This is a genomic window from Streptomyces sp. NBC_01775 (assembly GCF_035917675.1).
Classification (GTDB): Bacteria; Actinomycetota; Actinomycetes; order Streptomycetales; family Streptomycetaceae; genus Streptomyces.
In genome coordinates, this window is the sequence record NZ_CP109104.1 from 1056592 (window position 1) to 1078701 (window position 22110).

Annotated in this window: 14 protein-coding genes and 1 pseudogene; 7 read left to right on the forward strand and 8 right to left on the reverse strand. The window is 73.3% G+C overall.

All coding sequences use genetic code 11. From position 1 onward, the window contains the following. Positions 1-18 precede the first annotated feature (18 nt). Positions 19-759, forward strand: a pseudogene (locus OHB04_RS05080) (AraC family transcriptional regulator); the annotation flags it as partial. Positions 760-1068: 309 nt separating this feature from the next. On the opposite strand, the gene OHB04_RS05085 reads toward OHB04_RS05080, so the two are convergent. The 4 genes from OHB04_RS05085 to OHB04_RS05100 form a co-directional block, all read right to left on the reverse strand. Beyond that, a complete protein-coding gene (locus tag OHB04_RS05085; protein WP_326686475.1) occupies positions 1069-1728 on the reverse strand; it encodes a DUF5709 domain-containing protein in 660 nt (219 codons plus the stop codon). A 172-nt stretch (positions 1729-1900) separates the two neighbouring features. Continuing rightward, complete coding sequence (ligD, locus tag OHB04_RS05090; protein WP_326692592.1) at positions 1901-2917, reverse strand: non-homologous end-joining DNA ligase; 1017 nt, start codon at positions 2915-2917, stop codon at positions 1901-1903. Beyond that, positions 2914-3522 carry a DNA polymerase ligase N-terminal domain-containing protein gene (locus OHB04_RS05095; RefSeq protein ID WP_326686476.1) on the reverse strand — a complete coding sequence of 203 codons (609 nt, stop codon included), beginning with the start codon at positions 3520-3522 and terminating at the stop codon, positions 2914-2916. The genes ligD and OHB04_RS05095 overlap by 4 nt, the downstream gene beginning before the upstream one ends. 223 nt (positions 3523-3745) lie before the next feature. Further along, on the reverse strand, positions 3746-4351 hold the full coding sequence (locus OHB04_RS05100; RefSeq protein ID WP_326686477.1) for a hypothetical protein: 606 nt from the start codon (positions 4349-4351) through the stop codon (positions 3746-3748). A 235-nt stretch (positions 4352-4586) separates the two neighbouring features. Between OHB04_RS05100 and OHB04_RS05105 the strand changes: the two genes are divergently transcribed. Beyond that, a complete protein-coding gene (locus OHB04_RS05105; protein WP_326806893.1) occupies positions 4587-5666 on the forward strand; it encodes an NUDIX hydrolase in 1080 nt (359 codons plus the stop codon). 131 nt (positions 5667-5797) lie between these two features. Here OHB04_RS05105 and OHB04_RS05110 read toward each other — a convergent pair whose 3' ends face one another. Together OHB04_RS05110 and OHB04_RS05115 are read right to left on the reverse strand one after the other, a co-directional pair. Continuing rightward, entirely contained in the window at positions 5798-6565 is a 768-nt protein-coding gene (locus OHB04_RS05110; protein ID WP_326806894.1) for a thioesterase II family protein, read from the reverse strand. After that, positions 6562-12483 (reverse strand): type I polyketide synthase, encoded by a 5922-nt coding sequence (locus OHB04_RS05115; RefSeq protein ID WP_326806895.1) that lies wholly within the window; start codon positions 12481-12483, stop codon positions 6562-6564. The genes OHB04_RS05110 and OHB04_RS05115 overlap by 4 nt, the downstream gene beginning before the upstream one ends. 169 nt (positions 12484-12652) lie before the next feature. Here OHB04_RS05115 and OHB04_RS05120 point away from each other — a divergent pair, with 169 nt between their 5' ends. The 4 genes from OHB04_RS05120 (at position 12653) to OHB04_RS05135 (ending at position 18080) form a co-directional block, all read left to right on the forward strand. Next, positions 12653-13426 (forward strand): VOC family protein, encoded by a 774-nt coding sequence (locus OHB04_RS05120; protein ID WP_326686481.1) that lies wholly within the window; start codon positions 12653-12655, stop codon positions 13424-13426. Positions 13427-13645: 219 nt separating this feature from the next. After that, positions 13646-14389, forward strand: coding sequence for an MIP/aquaporin family protein (locus OHB04_RS05125; protein ID WP_326686482.1), 744 nt, complete (start codon positions 13646-13648; stop codon positions 14387-14389). Between the two features lie 214 nt (positions 14390-14603). Beyond that, a complete protein-coding gene (locus OHB04_RS05130) occupies positions 14604-16484 on the forward strand; it encodes a bifunctional metallophosphatase/5'-nucleotidase (RefSeq protein WP_326806896.1) in 1881 nt (626 codons plus the stop codon). Between the two features lie 222 nt (positions 16485-16706). After that, positions 16707-18080: a glutamate-cysteine ligase family protein gene (locus OHB04_RS05135; protein WP_326806897.1), complete on the forward strand. Its 1374-nt coding sequence runs from the start codon at positions 16707-16709 to the stop codon at positions 18078-18080. 118 nt (positions 18081-18198) lie between these two features. Here OHB04_RS05135 and gdhA read toward each other — a convergent pair whose 3' ends face one another. Both gdhA and OHB04_RS05145 read right to left on the reverse strand, forming a co-directional pair. Further along, complete coding sequence (gene gdhA, locus OHB04_RS05140; protein WP_326806898.1) at positions 18199-19551, reverse strand: NADP-specific glutamate dehydrogenase; 1353 nt, start codon at positions 19549-19551, stop codon at positions 18199-18201. Positions 19552-19675: 124 nt separating this feature from the next. Next, positions 19676-21493 (reverse strand): glycoside hydrolase family 15 protein, encoded by a 1818-nt coding sequence (locus OHB04_RS05145; RefSeq protein ID WP_326806899.1) that lies wholly within the window; start codon positions 21491-21493, stop codon positions 19676-19678. Between the two features lie 195 nt (positions 21494-21688). Here OHB04_RS05145 and OHB04_RS05150 point away from each other — a divergent pair, with 195 nt between their 5' ends. Beyond that, positions 21689-22105, forward strand: coding sequence for a CBS domain-containing protein (locus OHB04_RS05150; RefSeq protein ID WP_326686486.1), 417 nt, complete (start codon positions 21689-21691; stop codon positions 22103-22105). Positions 22106-22110: the final 5 nt, after the last annotated feature.

Below are 22110 nucleotides of genomic sequence, written 5' to 3' on the forward strand. Positions count from 1 at the left end.
CCGTTAAAGTGCCAAATCATGCCGGACATCCGCCACACCCCCGAGGCACCCACGAGCGTCAAGGCGCTGGCTCCGGGCGAGAGCATCGAGCCGCACCGGCACGACGAGCACCAGCTCATCTACGCGGGCTCCGGCCTCCTGGCCATCACCACGGCGGCGGGCACCTGGTTCGCGCCCGGCACGCGTGCCATCTGGGTGCCCGCCGGGTGCGTGCACGCGCACCGCGCCCACGGCCACCTCGCCCTGCACCTGCTGGGCCTGCCCGCAGGCGTCAACCCCCTGAACCTCGCGGCGCCCACCGTCCTCGCCGTCAGCCCCCTGCTGCGCGAACTGATCCTCGCCTGCACCAGGGGCCCGCACGACGACAGCCCGGAGCGGCGCCGCCTGCGAACGGTCCTCCTGGACCAGCTGCGCGCCTCACCCCAGCAGCCCTTCCAGCTCCCCTCCCCCACCGACCCCCGCCTCGTGACCGTCTGCGGCCTCCTGCACCGCGACCCCGCCGACCCGCGCACCCTGGCGGCCCTGGCCACTGCGGCGGGCGCCGGTGAGCGCACCCTCAGCCGCCTGTTCCGCCGCGAGCTGGGCATGACCTTCCCCCAGTGGCGCACCCAGCTGCGCCTCTACCACGCCCTGCGCATGCTGGCGGAGGACACACCGGTGACCACGGTCGCCCACCGCTGCGGCTGGGCCTCCCCCAGCGCCTTCATCGACGTCTTCCGCCAAGCCCTCGGCCACACCCCCGGCACACACAACCACCGCCCCCTCAGCCACGACCGGAGAAAAGAACACTCCCGCAGGGAACCACCGGCCTACCCGGGGGCCTCAACCCCGCCGCGGAGCACTTTCATACGGGGCTCCGGAGTTCGCGGCGGGGGGTCCTAGGGGGCGGAGCCCTCTAGCGGGGGGGGCCGTTGGGTGGGGGTCCCCCCGGACGGAGTCTGGGGGAGGAGCCGCCCCAACGCCCGGCCGGCGAGGCCAAGGGGGTTTGGGGGCGAAGCCCCCAACAACGGCGCGGCACCACGGGGTTTGGGGCAAAGCCCCCAACAACGGCCCGGCACCAGAGGACAGCTACGCAGCGCCCTCGTCCACCTCCCGCACAGCCTCCTCCTCAGCCGAGAGCCCCCCAACCCCCGTCTCCCGCGCGTACACATCCTGCCGCCGCGGCGGCATAGGCTCCACATCCTCGTGCAGCCGCCCCGCCGGTTCGCTAGGAGGCCCGGAAACCGCATCCGCCACCGTCTCCTCCGGCGCCTCCTCGGCAAGCCGCTCGTCCAACGACTCCCCCTCGCGCAACTCGGCAGGCGTCGGCGCCGCCAGCGTGGGGGCGGTGGGGCTGTCGCCGGGCACCGGCTGCTGCTGCGGGTCGCTGGAGCGCTGCTGCTCGGGGGTGCCGTCCTGGAGGTCGGGGATGCCCTCGTCCTCGGGGTCGCCGCCCGGGTCGGAGGGCACCGTCCGCTCACTCGCGTCCTCCGCGTAGGGGGTCAGGAACGAGGTGTCGGGACCTCCTTCGTCCGCTCCCCGCGTGAGGGGCGGCGGGTCCACCTCCACGGGCGGGCTCCAAGGACCCCGCTCCACGCGCTCGCCCGGCTCGACGCCCTCCACGGGGCCCTCGCCGATCTCGGCGGCGTCGTCGGTGCTGACCGTGTCCCCGACGGCACGGAGGTCGTCCCCGGCGGCACGGAGGTCCTCGGCGCCTCCGGTGCGCCCGTCGCCGGTGTCTCCCGTCATGATGGGCCTCCTCTCGCTCCAGCCCCCGGGTACCCATGGGGCCCGTGATTCATGGGTCCCGTGGTGCCCGGCATGGCGGAGAGGAACCAGGCTTCCGGCCGTCCGGGCACAACGCCCAGCGCCGTTGGTCAACTCGTGCTCGGCGTGCTTGAGCGCCGCACTCGGCTCGTGCTCAGCGCCGTTCCCTGGGCACCTCGCGGACCACCTCGTGCGGCTTCTTGTCGTCGCGCAGGCCCAGGAACCGGGGGTGGCGCAGCATGCCGTCGCGGGTCCATTCGGTGAAGCCGATCTGGGCGACGAGGCGGGGCTCCACCCAGTGCGCGCCACGCTCACGCACCGGATCGGCGAACGGGGAGCGGCGGGTCTCCAGCTCGTCCAGCCCAGCGCGCAGCGCGAACAGCGTGGCGCGGTCGTACCCGGTGCCGACCTTGCCCGCGTAGCGCAGCGCGCCGTCCTCGTAGTGGCCGAGCAGCAGCGCGCCGAAGCCGCCCCGGGCGCTCCTCGGATCGGTGAAGCCGCCGATGACGAACTCCTGGCCGTGCTCGCACTTGAGCTTGAGCCAGCTGGGAGAGCGGCGTGCGAGATAGCGCCCGTCGGCGCGCTTGGCGATCAGCCCCTCCCAGCCGCGTGCGCACGCCTCGTCGAGCTGCCGCTGCCCGCCCTGGTTGCGGTGCTGGGTGAAGCGCAGCGGGGCGTGGAAGTCCAGCGCCTTGCGCAGCAGGGACTTGCGGGTGCGCAGCGGGAGGCGGGTGAGGTCCTGGCCGTCGAGCCGCAGCAGGTCGAAGACGTAGTAGGTGACGGCTACGCCGCTGGCTCTCGCCTGGCGCTCCGTGCTCAGCTGCATGCGCTGCTGGAGCCGGGAGAAGTCGGTGCGTCCGTCAGAGAAGGCGACGATCTCGCCGTCGACGGTGAAGTCGGCGCGGCTCTGTGCGGCGAGCGCCTCCACGATCTCCGGGTAGGTCTCGTTCACGCGGCGCCCGGTGCGCGACAGCAGCCGCTCGCGGCCTTCCTCGCGCACGCCGAGCGCCCGTACGCCGTCCAGCTTGCGTTCGAAGATCCAGTTGTCGCCGAAGTCGCGTCTGTCGCTCGCCTCGGCGCGCATCGGCTTCTCCGCCAGCTCGGCGCCCGATGGCGCCTCCCGGAGCAGGGCGCGCTGGTGTGCGGGCAGCCCGTCGAGCAGGTCGCTCATGACGACCGGTGCCATTCCGCGTCGCTGTCCTCGGCCACCCGCTTGAGGGAGCGGTTGCTCAGCGCCGAGCGGACACGCCAGGGGTCGGGGGTGCCGCGCGAGGAGGCGTGGCTGTCGTTCTCCTTGACCAGCAGCCAGGCCTCGCGCTCGCCGTCGTCCCCGCTGCGGAACCGGGTCAGGGCCCAGTCTCCGCGCAGCTTGCCGTCGTGCAGCCGGAAGGAGATGTGCCCCTTCTCCAGGGCCTTGCCGAAGTCCTTCGACAGCGGCTCGTAGCTGCCCTCGTCCCAGACAATGACGGACCCGGCGCCGTACTCGCCGCGCGGGATGACGCCCTCGAAGGTGCGGTAGTCCAGCGGGTGGTCCTCGGTGGGCATCGCCAGCCGCTTGACCTTGGGGTCCATCGACGGGCCCTTGGGTACCGACCACGACTTGAGCACCCCGTCCCACTCCAGCCGGAAGTCGAAGTGCAGGCTCGTCGCGTCGTGGATCTGCACCACGTAGCGCGGCTCGTCACTGTGCGGCCCGCTCTCGCCCTGGGGCTCGGCGGTCCGGTCGAAGCGCCGCTTGCCCCGGTACGTCCTCAGCGTGTCCCTCTCGCCACTCACGTCCACTCCTCACCACGCCTACGCTCCCCGCGTTCCCACTGTCCCCCGGCTTATACGGGCCCGCAGGCGAGCCAGGGGCGGCCCGGTGACGGGCGAGGCGGTGACGGGCGGGGACGGGGGCGGGGCGGGGCCGGGCGCCGGGAATCGGCGGAGTGGAGGGGCGGGCCCTACGGGGTCGCGACCCAGGAGCGGTGCCGTGCCGTGCGGCCGGCCCGGCGAGAGCTCAGGTGACGGGGCCGAGCTGGTCGGACCAGGAGGTCAGGGGAAGGGTCAGGGGTGGCGGATTGACCGCGCCGGGGCCGATGACGTGCGTACCCAGCCTGCCGCCGAGCCGCACCAGGCGGCCGTCGTCCTCCCGGAAGTGCACGGCACCGTCCCCGCGCTGCACGGCGGACACGGCCTCCGCGAGAAATCCCAGCTCACCGGTGTCCTGGTCGGACCACTCGTACTCCCGCCACAGGTACTGGTCGACCCACAGCGTGGCGACGTCGTCGAAGTAGACGGCGATCATGCTGGAGGCGTTGCCGGGGCCGATGAGCACACAGAACTCGTCGGTGATCAGCGGTGCCAGCGGGTAGCCCGGCACGGCCTTCGCCGCTTCGGTGAAGATCTGCACCACGGGGTGCGGGGACCCGGCCGGAGCGCCGCCGCTGCCCGCCGAGCCCAGCGGAGATCCGGCACCGGGAGGGGTGCCGGCGTCGAGGTCGAGGGGGACAGCGCCCTCCACCGGACCGGGCAGCCGCTTCCTTCCCGCGGTACGGGCTGTACGCGCCGCACGGGATGTACGGGCCGCACGCGCATCGTCGTCGCTCACCTGTTCGCTCGCCATCGCGTTCCCCTCGTCTCGTCCTCCGGTCCCGCACCGGGTTCCACACCTCGCCCGGCACACCCGCCGACCGTATGCGGGATACGTCCACCGGGCGGCCACGGCGCGCGCGGTGCGTACCGATGCCGCTCCGGGGGACCAGCGGCGTGCCCAATTCCGCAGCGGACGAGTTGACTTCACGGGAGGCCGGCGCGCCGCCCCACCACCGCCTCCCGACGCCCGGCACGAGGAGACCCCGTTGAAGCCCGCACCGTCCGTCCAGTCCGCGCCCCGTACCTCCGTACCCGCTCAGCAGGACCCCGATGACGACCTGGCCGTATACCTCGCGGCGCACCCCTCCCCGGCCGCCGCCGTGGACGCCCTCATCAGGGACGAGCGGGGCCGTCTCCTGCTTGTCGACCCCGTCTACAAGGACGGCTGGGACCTGCCGGGCGGCATGGTGGACGACGAAGGGCTCGTGGACGGCCTGCTGCGCGAGCTCCACGAGGAGCTGCGCCCGGCCGCCGTCCGCGTCGGCAGGCTGCTGGCCGTCGACAACGTTCCCGCGACGGTCTACGGGCGGGCGATGACCGCCTGCGTGTACGCCGTCCACCTCCCGCTTCCGGTGAGCGCGGCGGACCTGACGCTCCAGCAGGACGAGCTGCGCGCGGCGGAGTTCGTACCGGAGGACGAGGCCCTGGCCCGCCTCCCCGAACGGCTGCGTCGGCGCACGGCGGCAGCGCTCGCCGCCGAACACGGCGCGCACACGGCCCACCTCCACGACGGCCACCCGGCCCCCCAGTCCCCCCACGACCGCCAGGCCACCCTCCCGTCCCCGGCGGTCGCCGCCATGGCCCTGGCGGTGGACGAGGCCGGGCGCGTACTGGTCGTGCCGGCCGGCTCGCCCGGCGACGAGACGGCCCAGGCCGTGGACGCGGGCTCGGACACAGGCTCGGACGCGGGCGGGCCGGGTGGCGGGGGCGGGTGGCGGTTGCCGCAGGGCCGGGTGCGGGCCGGGGAGCGGACCCGGTGGGCGGCGGGGCGGACATTGGGAGAGGTGGCGGGGGTGGGGGAGGTGGCGGTGGGGCGGCTGCTGGCCGTCGTCGAGCGGGCGGCGCCCCCGCGCGGACGAGCTCGGGTCACCCATGTGTACGAGGCCCGGGCGGCATCCGACAGGCGGGCTGCGGCGCGCTGGCTGTCACCTGCGACCGCGGCGGCCCGTCTCTCTCCCCACGAAGTACAGCTGCTGCACTGCGCCCTGGAGGCCCGCGCCTACGGCACGGTCGCCCATCTGGAACTGGACGCCGCGCCCGGGCCGGCGGCACCGTCCGCTCCGTGAACGCGTGCTGCGAGTGCGGCGGGGGGCGCGGCGCGTTCACACGGGTGGGACGAGGGTGAAGTAGTGGTCTGCCAGGGCTCGGTCCCGGCCGGAGGGCGACGGCCGGGGCGTAGCCAGTGCCCCTCCCGGCACTAGCCGAGGGCCGAGCGCAGCAGTCCCACGATCTCCTCGGTGCGCTCGTTGACGAAGAAGTGCCCGCCGGGGAGGGGCCGGAAGGTGAACGGGCCGCTGGTGAGCTCGCGCCAGCCGCGCACCGAAACCGGCGGGATGCTGGTGTCCGCCAGCCCGGCCAGCGCCGTCACCGGGCAGCCGAGCAGCGGTTCGGGAGCGGGCGCGTAGGTCTCGACGAGGGTGAAGTCGGCGCGCAGGGCAGCCGCGGCCAGCTCGACGGCGGCCGGGTCGTCGAACAGCTCCACCGGCACCTGCCCGTAGAGCCCGAGCATCGTCATGAAGGCCGCGCGCGGCAGGTCGTGCAGGGGCCCGCGGCCACTGGGCACATGGGGCGGGCGCTGGGCCGCCACCGTCAGCCCCCGCGCGGGCAGCCCCGCCGCCTCCAGCCGGCGTGCCCCCTCGAAGGCGACGGCGGCGCCCAGGCTGTGCCCGAACAGGGCGTAGCCGCCCGGCGCGGCGCGCGCCTGCTCCCACAGGACCGGAAACAGCGCCTCCATCAGGCTGTCCATGTCGCGGTACGGGGCAGTCGTGGCCCTGCCCTCCCGGCCGGGAAGCTGGATCGGTACGACGTCGATCTCCGGCGCCAGCAGCCGCTGCCAGGGACGGTAGACGGAGGCGCCCTGACCCGCGCACGGAAAGCACAGGAGCCGCACCCCCGCCCGCCCCCCGGAGTCGGGGGGCGGGAAGGGGATCCAGGGGGTGCGGCTCTGCGGTGTGGCGGTGCTCATGCGCTGATGATCCCCGCGATGGCCCGGACCGTCGGGTTCTCGATGAGGGTGGCGATCGGCAGGTCGGTGTCGAACTCCCGGCGGACGCGGGCCGCCAGTTGCACCCCGACCAGCGAGTTGCCGCCCAGCGCGAAGAAGTCGTCGTCCACGCCGATGTCGTCGATGCCCAGCGCCTCGGACCACAGCCGGGTGAGCCGCTCATGGGCGGTGCCCGTCCCCTGGCCCTCGCTGCCCGGGGAAGCGGAGGGGCCGGAGGGTGCCTGCGCGTGCCCCTTGTCGTCGCTCCGCCGCCCCGCGCGGGACGGCTGCCGCGTGGCGGACGGCTGTCCCGCCTCGGCGATCACGTTCTGGGTGAGCCGCTCGACGGAGCGCAGCCGTGCGTGGATCCCTTCAGGTACGACCACGATCTGCGGGCCCAGCCGGTCGCTGAGGATGTGCCAGAGCGCCTGGACGCCCTCCTCGGGCCGGATCGCGAACGCCCCGCCGAGTCCTTGCCCGCCGGGGGCCTCCTCGCGCTCGGCTGTGTGCCCCTCTCCGGAGGCAACGCTTTCTTCGGCGGCACCCAGCTCGGCGGCAGCGCCCTCTTCGGACGCGGACGCCGCGGCCGACCACTCCTCGACGATGCGTTGCAGCGCGCTGCGGAACTTCTCCGGGTCCCAGACGCGCACGGTGTAGCCGACGACATCGGCGACCTCGCGGCCCTCGTCGTCGGTGACCGTGATGTCGAAGGTCACCATGTTCTGATGGGCTCCGCGCCGCCGCGCGTACGCGTACACCGTCGGCGGCAGCGGGCCGCGCACCGTGATGCCGGCGATCGAGAACGGCAGATAGCTCTCTCCCGTCGGACCCAGCTCGGGGAGGTAGACGGCGTTGGAGGTCGCGGCGTCGAACAGGGCGGGATGCAGCGGGTAGGTGGACAGGTCGGAGACGAAGGGCGCGGGCATCTCGATCCGGGCGAGCGCCGAGGAATCGTCGCGGCGGATCTCCGCCATGTTCGCCCAGCGCGGCCCGAAGTCGATCAGCCCCACCTCGGGGAAGAAGGACTCGGTGTCCGGCTTGACGACGGGGAAGCACTCGCGCAGCACCTCCAGGTCCTGCACCTGCGGGCTGTCCAGAGGCGCGGCGCGCAGCTGGCCGGTCGCGTGCTCGGTCCACTCCCCGTCGGCCCCCGCGCTGGCGATGCTGAAGCGGAAGCCGCCGCGCTCCGGCACCAGCGTCGTGCGCAGCGTGCGGCGTCGGGCCAGGGGGAGGACGTGGAGGAAGGTGACGTCGGTCAGCAGCAGGGCTCCCTCCGCCCCGTCCGCCCCGAGCGTGTCCGCCAGCGCGTCGGCGCCCGCCGCGCGCGCCATTTCCAGGTAGGCCGTCGCGGGCCACAGCGGCGTCCCGGCGACCTGGTGCTCACCGCTGGCCCAGTGGGTGTCGCCGTCCGCCACCGTGCGGTAGACCAGCGCCCCTTCGGGACCGTCGGCGCGCTCCCCCAGCAACGGGTGCACGACGGAGGCCGCCGCATGCCCGTCGCTCGGCGCGAGGCCGTTGTTCGCCATGTGCCCGTTGCTCGGCGCATGACCGTTGCTCGGCGCATGACCGTTGCTCGGCGCATGACCGTTGCTCAGGGAGTGGCCGTTGCTCGGCGCATGGCCGTTGTTCAGCGCGGTCAGGGCACCGTTGACCGGCGCACCGGCCTGCGCGTCGGCCGGGCTGTGGCCGTTCGCGGGAGCCGGTCCGTCGGCGGGGGTCACCAGGGAGACGGCCGCCGCCGGGGCGGCGCCGGTTTGCAGGGCGCGGAACGCGGCGGGGGCGAGAGCGTCCGCCTTGGCCGCCATGCCGACCTCCGCCCAGGCGTCCCAGTTGACGGAGACGGTGAGGCCGGGACCGTCGGTCGAACGGGCGTGCGCGTAGGCGTCCATGAAGGCATTGGCCGCGGCGTAGTCGGTCTGGCCGAGGTTGCCCGCGACCGAGACGATCGAGGAGAAGAGCACCATCAGCTCCACCCGCTCCCCCAGCAGCCGGTCCAGTACGAGCGTCCCGTCGACCTTCGCCGACATCACGCGCTCCGCCTCGGCGCGGCTCTTGAGGGCGAGCAGCCCGCCGCCGGGCACGCCCGCCGTGTGGAAGACCCCGTCGAACGGGCCGAACTCCCGCTCGCCGCGCTCCACCACCGAGCGCATCGCGGCCTCGTCCGCCACATCCGCACGGCAGACCAGCACCTCGGCGCCGTATCCCTCGATACGCCGCAGCCGCCGCACGGTGTCCAGCACACTCGCGCCCGGCCCGGCCCCGGCACCCGCACTCTCCTGGTCCAGCAGCCGGTCCCACTCCTCGCGGGGCGGGAACGCCGAGCGGGCCGTCAGCACCAGCCGGGCGCGCACGGCCTTGGCCAGGGCCTCGGCGACGGTCAGCCCGATGCCGCCGAGCCCTCCGGTGACCAGATAGGTGCCGCGCTCGCACAGCGGCCCCGCGCCGTCCAGGGTGCGCGGCTCGGGCACCTGGGTGTAGCTCAGCAGCCAGCGTCTGCGGCCCCGCATCGCGACCCAGCGGTCCCCGCAGGCCGCGAAGGCGGGCGCCGGCCCGTCCGCCCTGGCCAGCTCCTCCAACAGGCCCCGGGTGCTGTGGTCCTCGCTCACATCGACGCAGCGGACCGCGATCTCGGGCAGTTCCTTGGCCATGACGTCGCAGACGCCGGTGACCGCGGCCCGCGCCGGTTCGATCCGCTCGGCTCCGGTGACCGAGCGGGTGCGGGAGGCGACGACGTCCCAGCGCATGCCGGTGTCCGCGAGGGCGCTGTGCTCGGCGCATGCCTGGGCGAGGAAGAGGACGCTGTAGAAGCCCAGGTCCAGCCAGCCGGAGGTGTCCCCGGCGCCGGCGAAGCCGTCCGGCGGGCCGGTCAGCCAGCCGTGCAGGACGCGTTGGGGCGTCAGCCCGTCGGCGGCGAGCGAGCCGGCCAGCGCGTCGTAGTCCTCCCGCTTTCCGGGGCGCAGCACATAGCGGCTGCCGGTCAGCCGCTCGAAGCTCTCGCCCGGCTCGACGGTCACGACCTGCCCACCCCCGGCCCGCAGCGCGTTGATGACCGGGTCCAGGCCGTCGCCCCGCCGGAAGAACAGCCAGGTGGCGGCCAGTGGGGCCGTGCCGGGGGGCGGGCAGGTGTCCTCGCGCCACTCGGGGCGGAACAGGGCCCGCTCGATGGGCCGTCGGCCCTCTTCTTCCTCCGGCTCCGGCTGACGGGACGCCTGCTGGGGCTCCTGCGGCGGAACGGGGTCGAGCCAGTGGACCGTGCGCTGGAAGGGGTAGGTGGGCAGCACGACCCGCTGCCGGTCCTCGCCCCAGTAGGCGCTCCGGTCCAGCGGGGCGCCCGCCGTCCACAGCGCCGCCACGGCGCGGGCCAGGCACAGCGGGCCGTCCTCGGTGCCCTGGGGCATCGGCATGCTCGGCACGACGGTGCGCGACCGGTCCCCGGAGGCGACGGCCTGGGCCCGCGTCAGGCCGGTGAGCACCTGTCCGGGCCCGGCCTCGACGAACAGCAGGTCCGCGTCCTCCAGCAGCAGCGCGACGCTGGGCGCGTAGCGGACGGGCGCGCGCAGGTGGCCGGCCCAGTAGGCGGGGTCGACGGCCTGCTCCTCGGTGATCCATTCGCCGCTGACGTTGGAGACGAACGGAAGGGTGGGGGCGTGGAGTTCGACCTTCGCCAGCTCGGCGGCGAAGGCTTCCAGCGCGGGCTCCATCATGGCCGAGTGGAAGGCGTGCGAGGTGTGCAGCCGGTGTCCGCGCACGCCCCGTTCGGCGAGCGTCGCCTCGGCGGCGTCGACGGCCTCGTCCGGGCCGGAGACGACGGTGAGGCGCGCGCCGTTGTAGGCGGCCACGTCTGTCCCGGGCAGCCCGGTGACCTCGTCGGCGGGCACGGGGACGGCCAGCATGCTGCCGCCCGGCAGCTCCTGGACGAGCGCGCCGCGGCGCGCCACGAGGTGTACCGCGTCGGGCAGCGTGAAGACCCCGGCGAGGCAGGCGGCGACGTACTCGCCGACGCTGTGCCCGACCATCGCCCGCGGTGTGAGGCCCCAGCTCATCAGGAGCCGTGCCATGGCGTACTCGACGGTGAACAGGGCGGGCTGGGCCATGCTGGTGCGGGTCAGCCGCCGTACGGCCTCCGGACCGTCCTGGGCGAAGACGGCCTCGCGCAGGTCGCTCTCCAGCAGCGGGCGGGCCAGGTCGGCGCACTCGTCGAAGGCTGCGCGGAAGACGGGCTCTTGTGCGTAGAGCCGCTTGCCCATGCCCAGGTGCTGTGAGCCCTGCCCCGGGAAGAGGAAGGCGACGGGGGCCGTGTCGGCGGGTACGGAGCGGGCGGCGGACGCGGGGATGCGGGCGGCGCGCAGCGCTGCTGCCGCGCCCTCCTCGCCGGGGACGACGGCGGCGCGGTGCCGGAAGAGAGGGCGGCCCCGGCCGAGCGTCGCCGCGACGTCGTCGAGCCGGTCTTCGGGGTGCGCCTCCAGGTGGTCGGCGAGCCTGCCGACCACCTGGGCGAGCGCCTCGGGCGTACGGGCCGACAGGGGCAGGACCACGGGACGCCCGCGCACGGCTCGTTCGTCGCCTCTTGGGGAGGCCGCCGGGGCCGGGGGTCTCTGCTCGACGACGATGTGCGCGTTGGTGCCGCCCACGCCGAAGGAGCTGACGGCGGCGAGGCGGGTGGGCTGGTGCGCGGGCCAGTCGGCCAGCTCGGTGTTGACGTAGAAGGGGCCGCCCTCGAAGTCGATCCCGGGGTTCGGGGTGGTGTAGTTGATGCTCGGGGGGATGCGGCCGGTCTTGATCGCCAGCACGGTCTTGATGAGGCCGATGACGCCCGCGGCGGGGCCGAGGTGCCCGACGTTGCCCTTGACCGAGCCGATCGGGCAGCTGCGGACGCCGCTCATGCCCAGGTCGCGGTAGGCGCGGGTGAGGGCGTTGACCTCGATCGGGTCGCCGACCCGGGTGCCCGTGCCGTGCGCCTCGACATAGCCGACGCGCTCGGGGTCGAGGCCGGCGGCCGTCATGGTGCGCCGGATGAGCATGGCCTGGCCCTCGACGCTGGGCGCTGTGAACCCGGCCTTGAGGGCGCCGTCGTTGTTGATGGCGGAGGCCCGGACGACGGCGTGGATGTGATCGCCAGCGGCCAGCGCGTCGGCGTAGCGCTTGAGGACGACGGTGCCGACGCCGGTGCCGAAGATGGTGCCGTCGGCCTCGGCGTCGAAGGGGCGGACGCGGCCGGTGAGCGAGAACATGCCGCCCTCAAAGGCGTGGTAGCCCGTCTTGCGCGGCAGCTCGACCTGGACGCCGCCGGCGACGGCCGCGTCGCACTCGCCGGCGCGCAGCGCCTGGCACGCCATGTGCACGGCGACCAGCGAGGTGGAGCAGGCGGTGACGACGTTGACGCTGGGGCCGGTCAGCCCGAGCACGTGGGAGACGGAGGTGGTGAGGTAGTCGGTCTCGTTGGCGACGGCGACGCCGACGTCGCCGAGAAAGGCGAACGCCTCGGGGTGGGAGTTGAGGTTCCACTCCCGGTAGAGGTTGGGCGCGCCGCCCCCGTAGACGCCGACGGCTCCGGGGCAGTGGAAGGGGTCGTAGCCGGCGTGTTCGAGCGCGGTGTAGACGGACTCCAGGAAGAGCCGGTGCTGGGGGTCGCGTACCTGGGCTTCGCGGGGCGTCAGGCCGAAGAAGGCGGCGTCGAATTCAGCCAGATCCTCAAGGACCGGTTTCACCCTTACGAAGTGAGGATCACTCAGGACGGAATCCGGAATTCCGGCCTCGCGCAGCTCCTCCTCGGAGAAGCGGGAGACCGATTCGACCCCGCCCGTGAGGTTGGCCCAGAACGTGTCCGGATCGGCACTGCCGGGGACCCGGAGTGACATTCCGACGAGAGCGATGAGGTCCTTTTCATCCGTGTATTTCACGCTGGACCCCTTTGGAACTGAACTGCGCACTGTGCGGCCCCCTCGACTAAGGTTCGTACATAGTCCGTCGCCCCCAACACCGGTGTCTAGGCGTTAATTTGAACGTTGACGTACAGTCACCACTCACCCGGCCGGCCGACGGCCCGCCCGCTCGTGGAGGAGTGTCCCGGTGCCCGAACCCCTGTCGTACGCGCCCGGAGCGCCGTGCTGGACGAACCTGCACACCCCCGATCCGGGCACCGCCGAGCGCTTCTACACAGCCGTGTTCGGATGGGAGTACGAGCACGTGGGCCCGTCCTCCGACCGCTACACATACGCCACTTCACGCCGTCACATGGTGGCTGGTATCACCCCTGACACCGATGCGGACACAGCGAGCTGGATCCTCTCCTTCGCCACGGACAGCGCCGACGCGGTGGCCGGACGGGTGGTCCGGGCGGGCGGCGAAGTGCGGGAGGGGCCCGCCGACGTGGGCGTGCTGGGCCGCAGCGTGAGCGCGCTGGACAGCTGCGGCGCACACGTCGGGTTCTGGCAGCCGCGCGCACACATGGGCGCCGGCCTGTTCAACGAGACCTCGGCGCTGTGCTGGGCCGAGCTGGCCGTGCACGACACCCAGGTCGCCGACGCCTTCTACCGGGCGGTGCTGGGGCTGCGCGCGGGACGGCACGCCGCGGCGGGCGAGGAGCACTACGCGGCCTTCCACCTGGAAAGCGGCGAGGCGGTGGCGGGCCGGACCCTGCTCCCGCCGGACCGGGAGGGAGCGGAGCCGTTCTGGATGCCCTATTTCGGGGTGCACGACGCTCAAGATGCCGTGGATACCGCGGTGCGCGAGAAGGCGTCGGTGCTCCACTCCGGGACCAACTCGGCAGGCCAGGGGCTGGCCGTACTCGCCGATCCGTCCGGCGCCGTCTTCGCGGTGCTCGAACTCCCCGCCACCGGCTGAGCGCTCCCGCCCCTCTCCCACCGGAACCCGCCCTCCCCTTTTCCGGGTGGTTTCCTCCTTCACACGCCCAGTATCTGGCAATTCCCTCCGGGGCCCCGCATCGCAATTCCATGAATTCTTCTCCCGGGCAGTGGAGCGGCCCGTGCCGAGGAAGTAACGTGCGCGCCCATCGCCGTCGCGTGAACGGCGTGTTGAGCCGCGACGTTGTGGAGGTTACGGATGAGCGCGGGCTCGATCTTCTTGTGGGAACTACTCGGCACGGCGGTACTCATCATGCTGGGTACCGGTGTGGTCGCGAACAACGTGCTGCGCAAGACGAACGGCAACGACACCGGCACCCTGTTCGTCAACATAGGCTGGGGTTTCGCCGTCTTCACGGGGGCGAGCCTGGCCGCACCCAGCGGCGCGCATCTCAACCCCGCCATCACCCTCGCCCTGGCCGTCGCCGACAAAACGGACTGGGCCGATGTGCCCATATATTTCCTGGCGCAGATGCTGGGCGGCATCCTCGGCGCCGTGCTGTGCTGGGCCACTTACAAGCTCCAGTTCGACGACCACGACGACCCTGGCGGCACCCTGGGCGTGTTCTCGACGGTGCCCACCATTCCGAACAAGCTCTGGAACACGGTCACCGAGACGCTGGGCACCTTCGTCCTCGTCGCCTTCGTCCTGTTCTCCCCCGTCTACAAGCAAGACGGCGGAGTCCCCAATTTCGGTAACTCCGCGCTCGGTTACGCGGGAGTCGCCTTCGTCGTGCTGGTGATCGGCACCTCGCTGGGCGGGCCCACCGGCTACGCCATCAACCCGGCCCGCGACCTCGGACCCCGCCTGGCGTACGCGTTCATCCTGCCGATCAAGGGCAAGGGCCCGGCCCAGTGGGCCTACTCCTGGGTGCCGGTCGTCGGCCCCATGCTCGGCGGGGTGCTGGCGGCGCTGCTGTATCTGGCCTACCCGAGCGCCTGAACCGGTGCCCGACCCGAGTGCCTGAGCCGGTGCCCGGCCCGGGCGCTGACCCGGATGCCGACCCGGCGACCGCCTCCATGCACTCCTACGAGTGGATCAGGGCGATGCGCCACCGGCACAGTCGTTACGGGAGCTTTGATCAGCCCGTAATGATCGCCGACAGCCGCGCGGCGCGCCGTCGCCGCGCGGCTCAGCACTCGGGAAAGGCACCACCGTGCAAGGAGCACCACAGCGCGCCCGCGCCCGTGGTCACACCCGCCGACGCCTCGCCGTGGCCGGCGCGGGAGCGGTTCTCGTTCTCGTACCGGCCCTGACGGCGGCCTCGGCAGCGCCGCCGTCCGGTCCGGCACCGGGCGGCGACACCACCCCCGTCCAACTCCTCGCCCTCAACGACCTGCACGGCAACCTCGACGCCGTCGAGGGCCCGGCCGGCGCCGTCTACCGCGACGGGCCCGGCGGCGAGCCCGAGCGGGTCCAGGCGGGCGGAATCACCCGGCTCGCCACGCTGCTCGACCGGGCCAGGGACGGGGCGAAGGGCACCAGGTCGCTGACCGTCGGCGCCGGCGACATGATCGGCGGCAGTCCGCTGCTGTCGGCCGCCTACCACGACGAGCCGACCGTCGAGGCCCTGGAGAGCGTGGGCCTGGACGTCTCCTCCGTCGGCAACCACGAGTTCGACGAGGGGCCGCGCGAGCTGCTCCGGATGGCCCATGGCGGCTGCCACCCGAAGGACGGCTGCGCCGACCCCGAGAAGCCCTACGACGGCGCGGACTTCCCCTACCTGGCCGCCAACGTGCTGCCGCGCGAGGGCACCGCCCCGACGGCACCCTCCCAGGCCGGAAAGTCCCCCTCCCGTGCCAGGAAGGCCCCGGCCCCCAAGGCGCGCAAGCCGATCCTGCCGCCGTACTGGATCAAGAAGCTGCCCAGCGGTGAGCGCATCGGCTTCATCGGCCTGACCACCAAGGACACCCCCTCGGCCGTCAGCGCCTCGATGATCCGCGATCTGGTCTTCGAGGACGAGGTGCGCACCATCGACCGCTACGCGGACGAACTGGACCGCAAGGGCGTCAAGGCCGTGGTGGCGCTGGTCCACGAGGGCGCCGAGCCGCCGGGCAGGACCTATGACGCCGACTGTGACAAGGACGGTCCGGCCAGCGGTCTGAAGGGCCGTATCAAAGGCATCGCGTCCCAAGCGTCGCCGAAGGTGGACATGTTCGTCACCGGGCACTCGCACGAGGCGTACGTGTGCACCGTCAACGACCCGGCCGGAAAGCCCAGGCTGGTCACCCAGGCGGCCTCGTTCGGCCGCACCTTCACCGACCTGCGCTTCGACCTCGACCGCTCCACGGGCGACCTGGTGCGCTCCTCGGCCTCGGCGCGCAACCACATCGTCGGCCTCGACACCCCCAAGCAGCAGCGGACCGACCGGATCGTGGAGAAGTGGCGGGAGCGCTCGGCGAAGCTGGCCGACGAGCCGGTCGGCCACATCTCCGACGACATCCCGGGGCGCGGCTCCGACCAGCCCGAGACCCCGCTGGGCGACCTGATCACCGACACCCAGGCCGAGGCCACCCGCGGCGAGGGCGCGCAGCTGGCGCTGCTCAACTGGGGCGGCATGCGCTCCGACCTGGTGTACCGAGCCTCCGGCAAGGAGGGCGACGGCGTGGTGACCTACGGCGAGGCATTCCAGGTACAGCCGTTCGACAACCCGCTGGTGACGATGACGCTGACCGGCACACAGCTCATCGAAGTACTGCGCCAGCAGTTCTCCGGGGCCAACGCGGGCTATCCGCAGGTGCTCCAGCTCTCCGACGCGCTGCGCTTCGACGCCGACATGTCCCGTGCGGGAGCGGACCGGCTGCTGACCGACACCGTCCGGGTCGACGGCAAACCGGTTGACGCGTCCGCCTCCTACCGGGTGACGGTCAACGACTTCCTGGCCGAGGGCGGCAACGGCTTCACGGTGTTCAAGGAGGGAACCCACCGCGAGAGCACGACGACCGACCTCGCGGCTTTCACCGACTATCTCAGGAACCACTCCTCCGCCGAAAAGCCGATCGCCCCGCCGAAGGCCGACCGCATCACCTGGCGCTGAGGCCCCGGGGCTTCCGCTGGAGGCGCCCTTCCGTTCCGGGCCGGTGCGGGTTCTGCTGGGGTGTGCGCGCCATGGACGGCGCGTACACCCCGGCCGTGCGCCGAGGTCCTCGACTGAAGGGGGTGCGCCGGGCCGTCGGCCTTCCCGAATACGGGGTGGACCGGCGCCGGGGATGATGTCGTTCCCTCCGATCCGCTTTCCGCCGAGACCCCGAGGTGCGTCATGGCTTCCGCTTCCGGCACCCCCTCGCTCTCCAGGGCCGAGCTGCGCAGCGTCTTCGACAAGGGCAACGCCGAGGGGTGCGCCAGGGAACTGGTCGGTATCGAGGTGGAGGCGGCGGCGCTGGACCCGGTCACCGGCGCCGCCGTGCCCTACGGGGGCGAGAGCGGCGTCCGCGCGCTGCTGGAATCCCTCGCCGCCGTGCCGGGCGCCGTACCCGAGTACGACCGGGGCGCGCTGGTGGGGGTACGGCCGAAGGAGGGCGGCGCCGTTTCGCTGGAGCACGGCGGTGCCGTGGAGTACTCCTCGCCGCCGGCCGGCTGTGTGGCGGAGCTGGCCGAGGTCAGCGGCCGGGCGCTGCGCGGACTGGCGGAGCGGGCCCGGCGGTTCGGCTTCGCGCTGGTGCCCGGGGGCCAGTACCCGTTCACCTCCATCGAGGAGGTGTGCTGGGTGCCGCACTCGCGTACCCCCCTCATGCGCCGCCACTTCGCGCGCCTGGGGGAGGCGGGTGTGTGGGGCCCGCGGGTGATGTCGATGACCCTGTCGACGCAGGCGTCGTTCGACTTCGGTTCGCCCGCCGATCTGGGCGAGAAGCTGCGGACGCAGGTCGCCGCCTCGACGCCCGCCGCCGCGCTCTTCGTCAACGCGCCGATGGAGGCTGGCCGGCCCTGCGGGGTGCTGTCGCGGCGCATGCACTACTTGAGCCGCACCGATCCATGGCGTACGCGGGTGATTCCGGTGACGCTGCGCGAGGACTTCAGCGTCGACCACTTCATCGACTGGGCGCTGTCCCTGCCGATGATCCATCGCTCCGCACCGGACGGCGGGCGCCGGAGCGCGCCGCCGGTGCCCTTCGGGACGCTGCTGACCGAGGGCTTCGAGGACGGCACCCGGCCGGATCTGCGGGATTGGCGGGCGCACCTGTCACAGATGTTCACCGATGTGCGGCTGCGCGAGACGCTGGAGATGCGGGCCTTCGACGGGCCTCCCTTCGGGGCCTTCGCGGCGGTGCCCGCGTTCTGGAGCGGGCTGACCTACCACCGGCCCTCGCGCACCGCCGCCTGGGAGCTGCTGCGCGGCGCCGGGCCCCGGCAGCACCAGGAGGCGCTGGACGACATCGCCCGGCGGGGGCTCGCGGCCCGCTTCGACGGGCAGCCGGTGCGGGAGATCGCCGCCGAGCTGCTGCGGCTGAGCGCGGAGGGGCTGCGCGCCCGGATCGAGGCGGGTCTGGAGCGCCCGGCGGCCCTCGCCTGTCTCGACCCGCTCCACGATGTCCTCGCCACCGGGGCGACCTTCGCCGAACGGGCCCTGGCGCTGTGGCGCGAGGAGCCCGCGAGCTATCCGGAACGGTTCGTGGCGCAGCACAGGATCCGCTGAACGCTCCGCGGGGGTGCCCCCTGTGGGCGCGTTTTCGGCTGCGGGTGAATTGTGGCTGGTCGCGCCCACGCGGCGGAGCCGCACATGTCACGATCCCGCGCCCCTTCGGGCGCACCGGTCACACCACGCCCTGGTCCCGCATCGCGTCCGCGACTCGGAAGAACCCGGCGGCGTTGGCGCCCAGCACGTAGTCGTCGGGGGCGCCGAACTCCTCGGCGGCGGTGACGCAGTCGGCGTGGATGCCGCGCATCACGGCGGCGAGCCGCGTCTCGGTCTCCTGGAACGTCCAGGAGTCGCGGGACGCGTTCTGCCGCATCTCCAGCGCCGAGGTGGCCACCCCGCCCGCGTTGGCGGCCTTCCCGGGTCCGTACAGGACACCGGCGTCGCGCAGCACCTCGACGGCGTCGGGCGTGCAGGGCATGTTGGCACCCTCGGCGACCGCCTTGACCCCCTTCTTGACGAGGCTGACGGCGTGCTCCTCGCGCAACTCGTTCTGCGTCGCGCACGGCAGGGCGATGTCGCAGGGCACGTCGTAGACGGAGCCACGGGTGCTGAAGGTGGCACCTGAGCGGGCCTCGGCATAGGTGTCGAGCCGGGCGCGGCGCTCCAGCTTGATCTCCTTCAGCAGGTCGAGGTCGAGGCCCCTCTCGTCGACGACATAGCCGGAGGAGTCCGAGCAGGCGATCACCCGCGCGCCGAAGGACCGGGCCTTCTCCAGGGCGAACAGGGAGACGTTGCCCGCGCCGGACAGCACGACACGGCGGCCGGACAGCTCCTCGCCACGGGTGGCGAGCATCTCGCGGACGAAGTGGACGGTGCCGTAGCCGGTGGCCTCGGTGCGGGCCTGTGAGCCGCCCCATCCGGTGCCCTTGCCGGTGACCACCCCGGCCTCGAAGCGGTTGGTGAGCCGCTTGTACTGGCCGAACAGGTAGCCGATCTCGCGGGAGCCGACGCCGATGTCACCGGCCGGAACGTCGGTGTGCTCGCCGAGGTGGCGGTGCAGCTCGGTCATGAACGACTGGCAGAAGCGCATCACTTCGGCGTCGCTGCGGCCCTTGGGGTCGAAGTCGGCGCCGCCCTTGCCCGCGCCGATGCCGAGCCCGGTCAGCGCGTTCTTGAAGATCTGCTCGAAGGCGAGGAACTTCACCGTGCCCAGCGACAGCCGCGGCACGAACCGGAGGCCGCCCTTGTAGGGGCCCAGCGCGCTGCTGAACTCGACGCGGAAGCCCCGGTTGACGTGGACCTCGCCCCTGTCGTCGGTCCACGGCACCCGGAAGAGAACCTGACGCTCGGGCTCGACCAGCCGCTCGACCAGGTTGGCCTCGGCGTACTCGGGCCGCTTGCGCAGCACCGGTTCCAAGCTGTGCAGTACTTCGCGTACGGCCTGGTGGAACTCCTCCTCGCCGGGGTTGCGGCGAAGAACCTCCGCGTACACGGCTTCGATACGGGCGCTGGCATCCACGTGCATCATCCTCGTCGGTCGCGCGGTCGTCCGCCCATTCCGGGCGAACGGGCCGGCTTCGAGGGTACGTGCGGCTGCCATGAGCCCCGCTCGGAGTCGTCCTCAGCCGACAGCCCGCGCCCGCCCGCTCTCCTCAGCCCGCGAGGCGCACGGCGTTCTCCAGGAGCAGGGCGTGCACGAACGCCTGGGGGAGGTTGCCGCGCAACTGCCGCTGTACGACGTCGAACTCCTCGGCGTACAGCCCCGGCGGGCCGTAGGCGGAGCGGCTGCGCTCGAACCAGCGGACGGCGGCGGTCATGTCGCCCTGGTGCCGGGCGGCGAGGGCCATCATGAAGCCGCACAGCAAGAACGCGCCCTCGGCGTCGGCCAGCGGGCGCTCGTCGTGCCGGAAGCGGTAGACGAATCCGTCCTCGGACAGCTCCTCCTCGACCGCGGCCAGGAACCGGGCCGTGCTCGGGTCGTCCTGGGGCAGAGCGCCCCTGGCCAGCGGCAGCAGCAAGGCGGCGTCCAGCGTGCCGTCGTCGGCGGCCCGCGCCCACGCCCCGTCCGGCCGCAGACAGCGCCGCCGGGTCTCGGCCAGTACGGCGTCGGCCAGTTCGCGGGGGCGGCGCGCCTCCTTGTCCGGGAGGTGCCCGGCGAGGGCGCGCAGCCCGGTCACCACGCTGAGCCGCGAGTGGGTCCACCAGCGGTCCTCCAGCTCCCACAGTCCGGCCTCGGGGCGCTGCCAGTTGTGCTCGACGGCGGTGACCGCGGTCTGCGCGGCGCGGCGCGCTTCCGGGTCGTCGAGGTGGCCGTGGCCGGCAGCCGCGGCGTAGAGCTGGAGGACCTCTCCGTAGGTGTCGAGCTGGAACTGACTGCCCGCGTGGTTGCCGACCCGGTCGCTGCCGCCCGGGTAGCCGCGCAGCCGCAGACTGCGCTCGGCGGGGACGTGCGCGCCCGTGACGGTGTAGGCGGGCCGCAGCGCGTCCCCGGCCTCCAGCACCCGCGCGGTGACGAAGCCGACGGTGCGCTCCAGCAGCGAGTGGGGGCCGTGTGCCGCGACGGCGATGCCCGCGTAGCACTGGTCGCGCAGCCACGCGTAGCGGTAGTCGTAGTTGCGGCCCTCCCCCGCGTGTTCGGGCAGCGAGGTGGTGGCTGCCGCGGCCATGCCGCCGGCGGAGCTGGTCAGCCCGGCCAGCACCGCGTACGCCTGCCGCGCGTCGCGGGGTGCCAGCAGTCCGGAGCAGTCGGGCACGGACCGGTGCCAGTGCCGCTCCGTCTCCTCCCACAGCCGCCGGGTGTCCAGGAGGTCGGCGCTGTCGCCTGCTTCGTCGGGGCCGATCTCCAGGACGAGGTCGCGCCGCTCGCCCGCGCGCAGGGTGAGGGCGGCCCGCAGGGAGCCGTCGTCGCCGGGCTCCGCTTCGGGGACGCCGGTCCAGCGCAGCCGCAGCCCGCCGCCGGAGGAGGTCCACACCGTGCCGGGGCGGCCGGTTCCGCTCTCGCCGGTCTCGCGGCGCGGGGTGCTCATGCGGGTGCTGCCGAAGCCGGGGCGCGCGTCGAGGAGGACCCGCACCCCGGTGCCGCCGGCGGGGGCCCGCTCGGCGCGTACCCGACGGAGCAGAACGAGACGTCCCGGCGCGGCGGGCAGGGCGAGCGCGTCGCGGCACTCGATCACGGCGTCGGTGGTCACCCAGCGGCTGACGCGGATGAGCGTGCCGTCCTCGTAGGAGCCGCCCGCCGCGTGCCAGTCGTCCTCGGGGCATACGACGTACTGCCCGGCGCCGCCGATGAGTCGGGAGAAGACAGCTTCGCTGTCCCAGCGCGGCGCGCACAGCCAGACGATCTCGCCTCGCGGGCTCACCAGGGCCCCGCGCTCGCCGTCTCCGAGGAACGCGTGCTCCCGCAGCGCCCAGGGGGTCCGGCCATCCGTGCTGCCCGCTGCGTCCCCTCGGGCGGGTGCCTGGTGCGTCATTCCCGCGACCCTAGTACGCCGCACCCGGCCGCACCCGGCCGCACCGGCCGCACCCCGGGCCGGGTCGGTCCGGGCCGGGTCGGTCCGGGCCAGGTCCGTCCGGGGAACGGTGTGCGTGGGGACGGGCGGCGACGGGTACCCGGCAGGTCCCGCGGCGGTCACCGGGCCCGCCGCCGGCCGGATGGGAGGACAGCCATGACGCAGGTCCGCGAGGTCATGACATCGGCGCCGGTCGTTGTCGGCACGCTCACCGGCGTGAGCGAGGCCGCACAGCGGATGCGGGACGAGGACATCGGCGCGCTGCTGGTGATCGAGGGCAGCACACTGCGCGGCCTGGTCACCGACCGGGACCTGGTGGTGCGGGTGTTGGCCGAGGACTTGGAGCCGCGCAAGACCACGGTCAGCGAGGTGTGCAGCCCCGAACTGGTGACGGTCGCGCCCGGCGACGACGCGGGCCGGGCGGTCCAGCTCATGCGCGAGCACACTCTGCGGCGGCTGCCGGTCATGGAGAACGACGAGGCCGTCGGCATCGTGTCGCTGGGCGATCTGGCGGTGGAGCTGGACCCCGAGTCGGCCCTCAGCGAGATCAGCGCCGCCGAGCCCACCATCTGAGGGCC

What these genes read in the sequence shown, in the direction of transcription:
- OHB04_RS05085 (WP_326686475.1), bottom strand. Translation starts at nt 1,728, where the DNA reads ATGACGGGAGACACCGGCGACGGGCGCACCGGAGGCGCCGAGGACCTC.
- ligD (WP_326692592.1), bottom strand. Translation starts at nt 2,917, where the DNA reads ATGAGCGACCTGCTCGACGGGCTGCCCGCACACCAGCGCGCCCTGCTC.
- OHB04_RS05100 (WP_326686477.1), bottom strand. Translation starts at nt 4,351, where the DNA reads ATGGCGAGCGAACAGGTGAGCGACGACGATGCGCGTGCGGCCCGTACA.
- OHB04_RS05110 (WP_326806894.1), bottom strand. Translation starts at nt 6,565, where the DNA reads ATGAGCACCGCCACACCGCAGAGCCGCACCCCCTGGATCCCCTTCCCG.
- OHB04_RS05125 (WP_326686482.1), top strand. Translation starts at nt 13,646, where the DNA reads ATGAGCGCGGGCTCGATCTTCTTGTGGGAACTACTCGGCACGGCGGTA.
- OHB04_RS05135 (WP_326806897.1), top strand. Translation starts at nt 16,707, where the DNA reads ATGGCTTCCGCTTCCGGCACCCCCTCGCTCTCCAGGGCCGAGCTGCGC.
- gdhA (WP_326806898.1), bottom strand. Translation starts at nt 19,551, where the DNA reads ATGATGCACGTGGATGCCAGCGCCCGTATCGAAGCCGTGTACGCGGAG.
- OHB04_RS05145 (WP_326806899.1), bottom strand. Translation starts at nt 21,493, where the DNA reads ATGACGCACCAGGCACCCGCCCGAGGGGACGCAGCGGGCAGCACGGAT.
- OHB04_RS05150 (WP_326686486.1), top strand. Translation starts at nt 21,689, where the DNA reads ATGACGCAGGTCCGCGAGGTCATGACATCGGCGCCGGTCGTTGTCGGC.